Origin of the sequence: Streptomyces dysideae (assembly GCF_001514305.1) — a bacterium.
Taxonomy (GTDB): domain Bacteria; phylum Actinomycetota; class Actinomycetes; order Streptomycetales; family Streptomycetaceae; genus Streptomyces; species Streptomyces dysideae.
Map to the genome: position 1 here is coordinate 71,251 of NZ_KQ949105.1, position 12,544 is coordinate 83,794.

At 68.4% G+C, this 12,544-nt stretch carries 8 protein-coding genes and 3 pseudogenes; 1 reads left to right on the forward strand and 10 read right to left on the reverse strand.

Annotated features, from left to right (window positions below; all coding sequences use genetic code 11):
• Nucleotides 1-10: 10 nt before the first annotated feature.
• From AQJ91_RS56435 to AQJ91_RS35885, 3 genes and pseudogenes are all read right to left on the reverse strand, one after another.
• Nucleotides 11-226 (reverse strand): annotated as a pseudogene (locus tag AQJ91_RS56435) (SDR family NAD(P)-dependent oxidoreductase); the annotation flags it as partial.
• Nucleotides 223-1,716 (reverse strand): flavin-containing monooxygenase, encoded by a 1,494-nt coding sequence (locus AQJ91_RS35880; RefSeq protein ID WP_067030025.1) that lies wholly within the window; start codon nt 1,714-1,716, stop codon nt 223-225. The gene AQJ91_RS35880 and the pseudogene AQJ91_RS56435, both read right to left, overlap by 4 nt.
• Nucleotides 1,713-3,065, reverse strand: a complete 1,353-nt coding sequence (locus AQJ91_RS35885; RefSeq protein ID WP_067030040.1) for a cytochrome P450 — start codon at nt 3,063-3,065, stop codon at nt 1,713-1,715. Before AQJ91_RS35885 ends, AQJ91_RS35880 begins: the two co-directional genes overlap by 4 nt.
• Nucleotides 3,066-3,217: 152 nt before the next feature.
• Here AQJ91_RS35885 and AQJ91_RS35890 point away from each other — a divergent pair, with 152 nt between their 5' ends.
• Nucleotides 3,218-3,805, forward strand: a complete 588-nt coding sequence (locus AQJ91_RS35890; RefSeq protein WP_234383239.1) for a TetR/AcrR family transcriptional regulator — start codon at nt 3,218-3,220, stop codon at nt 3,803-3,805.
• A gap of 95 nt (nt 3,806-3,900) precedes the next feature.
• Here the strand turns inward: AQJ91_RS35890 and AQJ91_RS50720 are convergent.
• From AQJ91_RS50720 to AQJ91_RS35930, 7 genes and pseudogenes are all read right to left on the reverse strand, one after another.
• A pseudogene (locus AQJ91_RS50720) lies at nt 3,901-4,874 on the reverse strand (transposase); the annotation flags it as partial.
• Between the two features lie 235 nt (nt 4,875-5,109).
• Complete coding sequence (locus AQJ91_RS35905; RefSeq protein WP_234383240.1) at nt 5,110-8,310, reverse strand: RICIN domain-containing protein; 3,201 nt, start codon at nt 8,308-8,310, stop codon at nt 5,110-5,112.
• 252 nt (nt 8,311-8,562) lie between these two features.
• Complete coding sequence (locus tag AQJ91_RS35910) at nt 8,563-9,639, reverse strand: aldo/keto reductase (protein WP_079085477.1); 1,077 nt, start codon at nt 9,637-9,639, stop codon at nt 8,563-8,565.
• A gap of 41 nt (nt 9,640-9,680) precedes the next feature.
• Nucleotides 9,681-10,901, reverse strand: a complete 1,221-nt coding sequence (locus AQJ91_RS35915; RefSeq protein ID WP_067030046.1) for a sugar kinase — start codon at nt 10,899-10,901, stop codon at nt 9,681-9,683.
• Nucleotides 10,898-11,485 carry a bifunctional 4-hydroxy-2-oxoglutarate aldolase/2-dehydro-3-deoxy-phosphogluconate aldolase gene (locus tag AQJ91_RS35920; protein WP_407696975.1) on the reverse strand — a complete coding sequence of 196 codons (588 nt, stop codon included), beginning with the start codon at nt 11,483-11,485 and terminating at the stop codon, nt 10,898-10,900. Before AQJ91_RS35920 ends, AQJ91_RS35915 begins: the two co-directional genes overlap by 4 nt.
• 38 nt (nt 11,486-11,523) lie before the next feature.
• Nucleotides 11,524-12,285 (reverse strand): SDR family oxidoreductase, encoded by a 762-nt coding sequence (locus AQJ91_RS35925; RefSeq protein WP_067030052.1) that lies wholly within the window; start codon nt 12,283-12,285, stop codon nt 11,524-11,526.
• A pseudogene (locus AQJ91_RS35930) lies at nt 12,282-12,544 on the reverse strand (Zn-dependent alcohol dehydrogenase); the annotation flags it as partial. The gene AQJ91_RS35925 and the pseudogene AQJ91_RS35930, both read right to left, overlap by 4 nt.

Below are 12,544 nucleotides of genomic sequence, written 5' to 3' on the forward strand. Positions count from 1 at the left end.
GCTGAGCGTAGGCCTCGACCGCGACGCGGTCGCTGACATCGAGCTGCGTGGTGTGCCCCTGAGCGCCGAGCGCCTTCGCCTGGGCGGCCGTGTCGGCCAGGCCAAGGCCGTCGATGTCGGCGAGCGCGAGCCGAGCGCCGCGGCGGGCCAAACCGAGGCTGAGTGTCCGGCCGATCCCGGCCCCCGCGCCGGTGACGACCGCGACCTTCCCGCGGATCTTGGTCATCGGTTCATCTCCGCTCCGGTCGGGGCAGCCGCCGGGCTGGCGGAGCAGTGCAGTTCGTCGTCCGCGACCGGCAGGTGTCGCAACAGCTTGACGTCGTCGTGATAATTCATCGAGGTCAGCCACGGCGGTCGGGATCCCTGGCGGGGCAGCTCGTCGATGACTCGTCGGACGTAGCCGGCCCCGAAGTCGAGGAACGGCCGGGTGGGCATGTGCGGGTCGCTCGGCAGGGGGACGGCGGTGCGATAGCCATGCGCGTCGAGGTGCGCCAGCAGGCGGCAGAAGTACTCACAGAGCAGGCCGATCTTGAGCGTCCAGGAGGAGTTGGTGTATCCGACCGCGTACGCCAGGTTCGGCACGCCGGACAGCATCACTCCCTTGTAGGCGACGGTGTTCGCCAGGTTGACCGGCCGGCCGTCGACCGTCAGGGCCATTCCACCGATCGCCTGCACGTTGAGGCCGGTGGCGGTGACGACGATGTCGGCCTCAATTTCCCGCCCGGACCTCAGCAGCACGCCGCGTTCGGTGAAGGCGGCGATGTGGTCGGTCACGACCGACGCGGTGCCGTCGCGGATGGCGCGGAACAGGTCACCGTCGGGTGCGACGCACAGCCGCTGCTCCCACGGGTCGTACGGCGGGTTGAAGTGCTCGTCGACCGGGTAGCCGACAGGCAGCTTTGTGCGGTTGATCCAGCGGATGATTCGGCGTGCCGCGCGCGGGTAACGCTGACAGAGCCGCCAGATCGCCTGCTGCTGCGCGATGTTCTTGCGTCGGATGAGCGGATGCGCGCGCTCGGCCCCGAGCAGCCTGCGCATGGCGTTGGCGACGGCGTCCCGCGCCGGGACGGGAACGACGTACGTCGGGGTGCGCTGCAGCAGTGTCACGTGGCCGGCCGTGGCCGCCATGGCCGGGACGAGGGTGACGGCGGTGGCGCCGCTGCCGATCACCAGTACGCTCTTGCCGGAGTAGTCGAGCCCGGTCTGCCAGTGTTGCGGGTGGACGATCGGTCCGTGGAACCGTTCCCGTCCCGCGAAATGCGGCGTGTAGCCCTCGTCGTAGCGGTAGTAGCCGCCCGCGCAGAACAGCCATGTGCTGGTCAGCGTCTGGCGTGTGCCGGTGTCGGTGCGTTCGACCTCGACCGTCCACCTGGCGTCCGGCGACGACCAGGAGGCGGCGACCACCTTCGACCGGTAGCGGATCCTGCGGTCGATGCCGTGCTCCGCGGCGGTGTCGCGCAGGTAAGCGAGGATCTTGTCGGCGCTGGCGATCGACTGCTCGTCCCGCCACGGCTTGAACTCGTATCCGAACGTATGCAGGTCCGAGTCCGACCGGATGCCCGGGTAGCGGAACAGGTCCCAGGTGCCGCCCAGTGCATCACGGGCCTCCAGAATGGCGTACCGCCGGTAGGGGAAGGCCGACTGGAGGTGGTGGGCCGCACCGATGCCTGACAGGCCGGCGCCGATGATCAGTACGTCGAGGTGTTCCGCGCTCATCGGCCGGTCTCCGTGCTCTGCCGGGCTGGTGCTGTCAGCCGCCCGAGGGGCGAGGACCGGCGGTGCACGACTGCTCGCCCGCCCTTGGCCGGGGCCTCGGCGATCCCGCGTGAGTGCCATCGCTCGTCGCGTTCAGTCGTGGGAAGCAGGGTGACCATGCCCAGGATGGTGCGCAGGATGACATTCATCTCCATGGTGGCGAACGCTCCGCCGATGCAGCGCCTTGTTCCGCCGCCGAAGGGGATCCACTGGTAGAGGTCCGGCTTGGCGTGCAGGAAGCGGGAAGGGTCGAAGGCGGCGGCGTTGGGGAAGACCGCCTCGTCCTCATGCAGCAGACGAATGCTGACCAGCACCCCGTATCCCCGGGGCACGATCCAGCGGCCGAGTTGCAGGCTGTCCGCCCTGACCTGCCGCCCCACGAAGTCGATGACGGACCGGGTCCGCATCACCTCGAGGATCGTCGCCTCGCGCAGCGTGCTCTCGCCCGCGTCCACCTCCTCGACCAGCCCGGCCAGCACTTCGGGGTGCCGACGCAGCCGCTCCACCGCCCAGGCCATTGTCGTGGCCGTGGTCTCATGCCCGGCCGCGAGCACGGTGATCAGCGTGTCGGCGATGTCGTCGCGGGTCATCGGCGACCCGTCCTCGTACCGGCTCTGCATCATCAACGCCAGGATGTCGTCCCGGCCGTCGAGGTCGGGGTCGGCGGCGGCCTTCGCGATGAGCCGGTCCACGATCGCGTCGTACTCGCGCCGCAGCGCCCAGAATCGGCCCCATGGGCTCCGCTGCCCCCAGTCGACCTGGGGAACCGGCATGACGGCCAGACGCGACCCGAGAATGATGCCTTTGGGCATCTTGTCGCGCAGCGTGGTGAACTCCTCGCCCTCGGCGCCGAACACCGCACGCAGAATCACGTTGAGGGTGATCCGCATCATCGACGGCATCGTGGCGAAGGGACGGCCATGGGGCCACGCTGCCACCTCACGCGCCGTTTCCTCTTCGACGATCCGCTCGTAGGCGGCCAGGCGCCGCCCGTGGAACGGTGGGGTGAGCAACTTGCGGCGGCGGCGGTGCTCGTCGCCATTCAGCGCGAACAGCGAACTCGGGCCCAGCACCCGACCAAGGTTGGCCGCCGGCGTGCCGACGAGATCCGGGCTCGTCAGGAACAGCTGTTTGACCTCGTCGGGACGGCTGATGACGACGTTCCTACCGAGAATCGGCACGTTGACCGTGAAGGCGTCCCCGTAGCGCTCATGCATCCGCCGCATGCCACGGTTGCTGAAGGCGAGCGCGTAGGCGCCCTGGACTGCACGCGGTGCCGACGGGCCTGGCGGTAGGTTGAATTCCGTCATTTGCAGGTCCCTCCAGGAGGCTTGGTACGCTCGCGTACCGCCGAATGGTACGTCGGCGTACCATGGTTGGGCAAGAGAGATCGATGCAGAGGAAGAGGGTGACCCAGTCCATGGCGCGCCGACCCACCAGTCCAGCCGTTACCGATCGAGTGTTGCCCGATCCGTTCCGTCAGCGACTGGTCGACGGTCTCGCGGACTCGATCACCGAGATCGGTTACCGAAGCACGACCGTCGCCGATATCGTCCGCCGTGCCCGGACCTCCCGACGCACGTTCTACGCCCATTTCCCCGACAAGGAAGCGTGCTTCGTCGCTCTGCTCACCGACGCCAGTGTGGAGGTAGCCCACAAGGTCGGGGCCGCCGTCGACCTGAGCGCCCCCGGGCCCGATCAGGTGCGCCAAGCGGTCGAAGCGTGGGTCGCCGCTGTGCAGTTCCGGCCCGCCGTCATGCTGAGTTGGATCCGCGACCTACCGACCCTTGGTGTCACAGGGCATAGCCTGCAACGCGAACTGATGGAACCGTTCATCTCCATGATCCAGGCGATAGCCGACACCGACCAATGGCGCAGTGCCGGCTTGGGTCCGGTCTCCCGAGAACTGGCCGTCATGCTTCTTGGCGGTCTCCGGGAGTTGACCGCCAGCACCGTGGAAGACGGCGGGCAGATCGAGAGCATCACCGAACTGGCGGTCCACGCCTGCACGGCCCTGCTCGGGGCAGCGCCCGTCGAATCCGACGCGTGACGGCGAGGAAGCGCACGCTGACCGTTCCATCGGTCAGCGGCGCCTCACGGTGTCGGCTCGGGGGGGTGCCCGCCGTCGGCGCGGCGGTGCGGAACGTCACGGTCGCCCGGCAGGCGCTCGACCTTGAGACGGATCAACTTGCCGTGTAGGAGGGGCAGTTCCTCTTTGACGTGGTCCAGCCATGGGTCGCGGTGGGTGAGTCTTGAGTGCATCGGGTCTCAGGCGATTGCCTCGGCCTTGCCGTAGCGGGTGGTGTCCGTGACCGTGGTGACGTCGGGCTCGTGCCAGCTGTCGGGCTTGGCAAAGGCGAGGACACCGCCGTGCCGACGGGGCCGCCCGCCCTTCGGGCCGGAACGGGTCGGGCCCGGGTCGCGGAACATGACGCGGTCCGAGCGCAGGCGCCCGACCAGCACGACCGGCAGATCCGCCAGGGCGTGGGAGAGGTAGGCGACGTCGTAGCCGGCGTCCATCACGAACAGGATCTCCAGATCGCCCGGCCGCCAGTGCCCGGCCTGTGTCAATCGCTCGACGACATCGCGCAGTTGGGCGGCGGTGACGGCGGTCGCGTCGTCTGCGAGGCCCAGGCGCACGGTGTCCAGCAGCGCGACCCCCCGGAGGTGCGGCCGGTCTCCAGCGCGCCGACGAAAGAGTACGGCCATCCGGGAACCAGCTGATCCGTCTTGCGGTCACCGCGTCCATAGACGTGGCAGAACAGCCGGTCGTCGCTGGTGGGGGCGTCCGGGCGCAACCAGTTCGACACGTCCACGGCCAGCACGATGCGCACGTCGGCCGCCCTTGGCAGCGGCAGGCCGGCCAGGGCCCGACGCAACCGCGTCGGCTCCACCCAGCCCTGGTCCAAGGTTGCGTACAGGGCGCCGTGCCCACGCCGATGCTCGACCGCCAGCGACAGCTCGACCAGCGTCTTCACCGGCCCGCCCGCGCACAGCACCGCGTCGGTGAGCTCGAAGAGCGCATCCGCGCGAGCGTAGAAGCATTCGTAGAACTCGACCCGAAAGCGGGACAACACGTCCAACGCCTCGCCTGCGGGCGCATCGACAGACAGACTCATACACAGCGGCCGTTCTCTTGTACTTCGTGACTCGACATCTCGAAGCGTGGAGAACGGCCGCCTCCGCTGTCCCGGAAAGAACCACAGATCAGCAGGTCGGGTGACCCGCCACCAGCGGCCGTTTCTTCCCGCCACGTTGCTTGACGCCTCGAAGCGTGAAGAACGGCCCTCCTGCTGTCTCAGGAACGAACCAAGATCAGCGCGTCAGATGAAGCGCCGAGGTTGAACAAGGAACTCAGTCCACATTCGTCAACCGCCAGAGCTGGGCGTCGGCGTTCGTATCCGTCGTCTGGACGAGCTGAGCTCCTGCTGTCGTCGACGAACCGGACACCGCGAGCACCTTGCCGCTGTTCACATTCTTGATCTTGTAGTATCCGTTCCCGGCAGCGATGAGCGTCCAGCGCTGATTCGCGCCGTTGTTGTCGTTCCACTGGACGACGGACGCGCCGTCCGCAGTGGACGCGCCATTGACGTCCATCAGCTTCTGGCTCTTCTGGTTGACGATCTCGTAACTGCTGTCACCCACCGCGACGAACCGCCAGTGCTGGTTCTGCGCTCCGCTGTCGTTCCACTGGATGACGTTCGCTCCGTCGGTGCTGGATCCACCCGAGACGTCAGCCGCCTTGCCGCTGTTCTTGTTGAGGATCTTGTAGTAGGCGTTGGTGGCGGGGAAGGAGATGTGGGCGAAGGCGTCCAGCGCGCAGACGGTGCTGGAGGAGGAGGCGTTCTTCGTCCCCGTGCACACGATCTTGATGGTGTGGGAGCCTGCGGGGAGATCCGTCTTCTCGAACAGCGGCACCTGCTTCGTCACCGTGGCCGCATAGGCGTCGATGCCCGCCTGTGCGAGGCTGCCGTCGAGGTAGACGTCCACCTTGCCCATGTTCGGCTGCTTCATGCTGAGGTACCGGATGCCTGTACCCGAGAACGAGTACTCGGCGGAGTTGCCCGATCCGTTCGTGAACTTCTCGGACCCGTTGAAGTCCCGTGAGTCGTTCCAGTTCGACCAGCCGGAGCTGTAGGTCACGTCGGCGTCCTTGTCGTCGACGTAGTTCCAGCGCTGCCGCACGATGGACGTCGACTTGGCCGACGCGTTCCCCTGCGCGTCCACGACGTAGAGGTGGTAGTCACCGACCGTCGGCGGGACGGTGATGCTCGTCGCGGTGCCGCTAGCCTTGGTCATCGTCGGGCCGACGGCGAACGTCGTCGTACCGGACGGGGCCAGCCAGAGCGTCTTGGTGGAATCACCGCTGCTGCGGACGGGAACGGACGAGACGTCCTTGCCGGCGAACGTGCCCGCGGGCAGGACCCGGTTCTGTACGCCCACGTTGCCCGACGGGATGATGTCCCTGTACGCGTCCTCCAGACCGGAGTTCACGGCGATGCTGTACGCCTGCGACGGCCAGACGGCGTCCGAGTACACCTTCACGTCCTCGATGACGCTGTTCGGGACGCTCTTATTCTGGATCTTGTTGATGGGGCCGTAGTTGTTGGTGATGTTCAGGTCGTGCTGCCGACCCCAGGTGCCGGAGTTGATGGTGTACGCGACGTTCGGATCCACGTCGAGCACGTTGTCGTGGAAGTTGATGAAGGCGGAGCCTTCATCGGGGTGCAGTCCGTACTTGTGGCCGGCCGGAACGCCCTGGATGTAGTTGTTGCTGATCACGGTGCCCGGCTGGCTGCCCAAGGTGTAGATGGGAGCGGAGTCGCCGAGCTGCTGCATCGTGTCGATGAGCTCGTTGTTGCTGATGGTGTTGTTCTTCGCCGTGGTGGTCGGCACTCCCGGCCGGACGGAGTTCTCCGAACCGTCGAAGTTCCACCATCCCCAGCCGAGCGTGATGCCCGCCCAGGGGGACTTCTCGATCCGGTTGTGCTGCACGGACAGGGAGTCGACGAAGTACGCCGATACGGGACTGGACGCCGGGAACAGAGTCGCGCTGTCGTAGAGGTAGTTGTTCCTGATCTCGATGTTCTTGCAGACGCCCTCGACATTCGTCGGGTGCTTCTCGTTGTTCGTCGAGGTGTAGTCCCCTATGTACACATGCTGGGGATGCCCCACGGTGATGGCGGATCCGCCGATGTCATTCGTGTAGTTCCCGATCAACTGCGTGTCCGACACGTCGTTGACCATGTTGATTCCGTCGCCGCCGGTGTGCTGGACAGTGGTGCGCCGCAGGATGATCCCGTCGGCGTTCTCGATCTGTATGATGCCCGGCCCCACGTCGACATTGCGGTAGGCGTAGGCGTGGAAGTTCTGCTTCGCGTACACGAGGGAGTTGGTATTGCCCTGCGTGCTCTGTCTGAAGACGGAGCCCGCCACCTTGACCAGGTTCCAGTCGGAGTGCTCGACGGTGATCCCGGAGAACGTGATGTTCCGTGCGTGGTCGGTCGTGGACGTGCCGGCGATCTTGATAAGGGTGGACAGGTTGTCCGGTGCGAAGACCTTCGCCGTCGTCATGTCATCCGAACTGGACTTGTAGTAGTACACAGTCCGTTTCGTCTTGTCGAAGTAGAACTCGCCCGGCTGGTCCAGGAACTCATACGCGTTCGAGAACTTGTGGGCGCCGTTGATGTTGAAGGCGCCGTACGGCGGGGCCATGGATATCGCCGCGCCAGGCTGCTGGAACAGAGCCACGCGATGGGCACCGTCCGAGCTCGTGGTGATCTGGCGAGCTCCCACGATCGCCGAGGTCCAGGTCGTCGCCGATTCGATTTCGACATCGTCCTGGTTGCTTGCGATGGCAGGCAGATCGGAGAGGCTGTACTTGGCTCCGTCGCACTGCGAGCCCGACTCCCAGGCCCATGGCGCCTGCCCGGCGGTCACGCTGTAGGTTCCGTAGCAGCCGGCCGAGGTGATCGTCTTTGAAGCCATCTTGGCGCGCTTGCCGTCGATGTAGAGCGCGCGGAGCTTGTCGGCGCGGTCAAGCGGGGCCTTCCAGATGTTCCCGCTGTGCTGCGTCCATCCGGTCACCGGAACGCCTCCGTTCAGGACCGGCTTCTCGTCCTGGTAGGCGGCGTACACGACACGGTGGCCGTTCGTTCCCGAATCGGCGGGCGTGAAGCCGATGGTGCTGCTTACCGGGTAGTTTCCGCCGCGGAGATATACGTTGATGTCTCCGGTCATGTTGCTGTTCACGGTGCGCACGACGTCCCGCGCATGCTGCAGGGTCTTGAACGGCGCCGTGATTGTCCCCGAGTTGGCGTCGTCACCGTTGGGGGCGACGTAGTAGGTCGCCTGGGTCGCGGCCGAAGCCGGAGTTGGCGTCGTGACGGATGTCAGCAGCGCAGCGGAGACCGCCATCGCAAGCACTCCTGACAACCTGCGGGTGGTGGAGGTGACTGGCTTCATCTTCTGCCCCTCCTGCTGGTGCGAATGATCGAGCAGGCGTTCATACAGCGGCTCCTGGGTGTTCTCGGTGCAGTTGACGCGGATCTTCATCACCCGTCCCTGAGCGCCTCGAAGGCAGAGGCGCGCCGGTGAGCGGCACAACCTTGCGGGGCGAGGGTGGGTGCGCACCGCCAGAAGCGGTGCGGGTTCACCTCACGACGGAGGTGAAGCGGCAGATGCGATCGGTCCGGCGAGCGGTAGGAGGCGGTCGTGGTGCCGGCGGGGACCGTGCGGATCGGGTTCTTGGCACAGTGGTCGAGCTGTTCGTCCCCGGTGGCTGCCCAACGGCTGTCGCCCTGTCGGTCAGAGGCAACCGGAACTCCTCCCGCGGCTGCCGTCGCCATGCGCGGCGGGCCCTGTGTCGGGCGCCGCACCGTCCGCCGGGCCTCGTACGCCGCTTGCGGTGGGGACGTCGGGTCGGATCAGGCCTTGGCGCCGGAGGTCGTCCCAGAGAGCCTGGGGGATGGCACTCCGGTGGAGTTCCGCGTTCCGTGTCACCTGTTCGCGGTCCCGCATGCCGAGCGTGACATTGACGGTGCTGGGATGGGTGAAGGGGAAGGCGATCGCGGCGGCGGGCAGGGTGGTGCCGTGACGTTCGCAGACCTCGGCGATCGCCCGTGCGCGAACGACGAGGTTCGGTGGGGCGTCCTGGTAGTCGTACTTCATGCCCTCGGCGGGCCGGTCACGTGAGAGCAGGCCCGAGTTGAAGACGCCGACGGCGACCACGCTCTTGCCGTGCTCACATGCGACGGGCAGCACGTCGTCCAGCGCGGACTGGTCGAGGAGCGTGTAGCGTCCGGCCAGCATCACCACGTCGGCGGCGGTCTCGCGCAGGAAGCGGGCGAGCATGGCCGACTGGTTCATGCCGGCGCCGATCGCGCCGATCACTCCCTGGCCGCGCAGGTCCGCGAGGGTGGGCATGGCCTCGTCGGCGGCCTGCTGCCAGTGGTCGTCGGGGTCGTGCAGGTAGACGATGTCGAGCCGGTCCAGGCCGGTGCGGCGCAGGGAGTCCTCGATGGAGCGGAGCACGCCGTCTCGGCTGAAGTCCCATCGGCGGCGCAGGTCGTCCCGGACGACGAATCCCTCACTGTCGACGCCCCGCGGCTGTTCGTTGGGCACGAGCAGCCGGCCCACCTTGGAGGAGACCACATAACTCTCGCGGGGACGATCACGCAGGGCTGCCCCCAGGCGCTGCTCGGAGAGGCCGAGCCCGTAGTGGGGCGCGGTGTCGAAGTACCGGATGCCGCTGTCCCAGGCCGCTGTGATCGCGGCGGCCGCGTCCTGGACCGGTGTGTGCCGGTAGAGGTTGCCGATGACAGCGGCCCCGAAGCCCAGTTCGGTGACTTCGACGGTGGTGTTCGTGATCTTCCGGATGCGCAAGACGTGCTCCTCGGGTGCTGCAGGTGGACAAGGGGCGCCGTTCAGCGCCTGACGCCGGCCGAGCCGCCCGCCGCGAGCGCTTCGACCTCGGCGAGCGAGGCCATGGAGACGTCGCCGGGCGTGGTCATGGCGAGTGCGCCGTAAGCCGTGCCGTATGCGAGGGCACGCTTCAGACAGTCGGTGGTGAGCGGGCCACCGGTCGGCTCGACACCGGTGAGCGGGCCGGAGACGGTGTTCCGCAGCCGTGCGTGCTCCGACCCGGCTCGGCCGGGCGGGCCGTGCCCCGGCGCCTGGCCGCTGCGCCGTCCGCGGTCCGGCCCGCAGACGGCCGCGGGCTGGTCCCCAGGTCCGCAGGCGGACATCAGCAGCCCGTAGATCAGTCCGGCCGCGAAGGCGTCGCCGGAGCCGATGCGGTCCAGGACGTGCAGGCCGGGCATGTCTGGGCCCGCGACGAAGCCGGTCGCCTGTGACCAGGCCGCCGAGGACCAGTCGTTCACGCCTGCCGACGGCACACCGCGCAGCGTCGTGGCCAGCACCTTCGCCGCGGGCAGTCGACCGGCGACCTCGGCCAGCGCATCGGGCACTTCGTCCGCCTCGACGCGTATCGCTCCCGGGTACGGTCCGGCCAGGCCGAGGGCGCCCACCACCACATCGGCGTGCCGGGCGAGCCGCAGGTCGACCTCGCGGGCCCGTTCGGCACCGCCGCGGTCGGCCCAGAGGCTGGGCCGGTAGTTGGGGTCGTAGGAAACGGTGACGCTGTGCCGCCGTGCCGCGGCCATCGCCTCGTCCGCCACATCCACCGTGGTGTCCGACAGCCCGGCGAAGACGCCGCCCGTGTGGAACCAGCGCGGGCCGGAGGCGAACAGCGCATGCCAGTCGATGTCCCCCTTGCGCAGCTGGGACACGGCCGTGTGCGCGCGGTCGCTGACACCCAGGGCGCCCCGGATGCCGAAGCCCCGCTCCACGAAGTTCAGCCCGTTGCGGGCAGTACGGCCGATGCCGTCGCCGGGCACCCAGCGGATCAGCGACGTGTCGACACCGCCCTGGAGGATCAGGTCCTCGGCCAGTCGGCCCACCGCGTTGTCGGCCAGGGCGGTCACGACGGCTGTGCGCCGGCCGAAGCAGCGGCGCAGTCCACGCACGACGTTGTACTCGCCGCCACCCTCCCAGACCTGGAAGGTGCGGGCGGTGCGGATGCGACCCTCGCCCGGATCGAAGCGCAGCATCACCTCGCCGAGGGCGATCACCTCGGGGCCGTTCATGTCGTACCGCTCTCGACGGCTTCGGCGGTCAGCCGCCGGATCCCGTCGTAGTCGCCGCGCTCCAGGTGGGCGGCGGTGGCCATCCAGCTGCCGCCGATGGCGAGGACCGCCGGGTGAGCGAGGTAGCCGGACAGCTGAGCGAGCCCGATGCCGCCGGTGGGCACGAAGCGCACCTGGGGGAAGGGGGCCGCCAGGGCGTTGAGCGTCCTGGTGCCGCCGAGCGGTTCGGCGGGGAACAGCTTGACCGTGTCGAGACCCGCCTTCAGGGCACGCATCAGTTCGCTCGCGGTCGCGATGCCCGGTACGACGGCGACTCCCAACTCGCGGCACCTGACGACGACTTCCTCGACGTAGCCGGGGGAGACGACGAAGCGGGCCCCGGCCTGCACCGCCCGCTCTGCCTGCTGCGGGGTGAGGACGGTGCCGGCGCCGACGGCCAGTCCGCCGTGCGCGGCCATGGCCTTGAGCACCTGCTCGGCGTCGGGCGTGCGGAAGGCGACCTCCGCACACCGGGCGCCGCCCGCCGTGAGGGCGTCGGCCAGCGGGGCGGCAGTGGCCGGGTCGGGCACGGTCAGGACCGGCATGATCCGGGCGCCGGCCAGTACGGAGACCAGGTCGGTGCTCACCGGCCCAGCCACCCCCCGTCGACCGGGAGAACGGTGCCGTGGACGTACGCGGCGGCATCCGAGGCAAGGAAGACCGTGGCGCCCGCCAGGTCGTCGGCGTTGCCCCAGCGGCCGGCCGGGATGCGGTCCAGGATCGCCTTGCTGCGTGCCGGGTCGTCCTGCAGTGCCTGGGTGTTGTCGGTGGCGATGTAGCCGGGGGCGATGGCGTTGACGTTGACGCCGTGCGAAGCCCACTCGTTGGCCAGCGCCTTGGTCAGACCGGCGATGCCGTGCTTGGCGGCGGTGTAGCCGGGGACGGTGATGCCGCCCTGGAAGCTGAGCAGCGACGCCGTGAAGATGACCTTCCCCTGGCCGCGGGCCACCATCGACGCGCCGACCGCGCGGGTCAGCGCGAACTGCGCGTTGAGGTTGACCTGGAGCACCAGCTCCCAGTCCGCGTCGGCATGTTCGGCGGCAGGAGCGCGGCGGATCGTGCCCGCGTTGTTGACGAGGATGTCCACCGGCCGCTCGCGCCCGGCGAGGTCGGCGCCCAGGGCCCGTACTGCCTCGGGATCGGCGAAGTCGGTGCGGATCGCCTCGAACGTGCGGCCCGCTGCGACGACGTCCTTCTCGACGTCGCTGCCGGACTCCTCCAGTGTGGCGCTGACGCCGATGACGTCCGCGCCGGCCTCGGCGAGGGCGCGGGCCATGGCCCGGCCGATGCCTCGCCGGGCACCGGTGACGACGGCGAGCTTCCCGGTGAGGTCGAAGGCGGTCATACGGCCACTCCCTGGGCGTCGTCGGTGCAGTCCACGAGGATCTTCATCACGTCGCCGCCGCCCTCCAGGGCCTCGAAGGCGGCGGGCGCCTGGGTGAGCGGCACGACCTTGCTGATGAGCCGCTCGGCCGGGATGGTGCCGTCGGCGACCAGGGTGACCGCCCGCTCGAAGTCGGAGCGGTCGTACAGCCGGGCCCCCACGAGCGTGAGTTCGCGCCAGAAGAAGCGGTGGAGGTTCACCTCGCGGGGCCGGGGGTGAA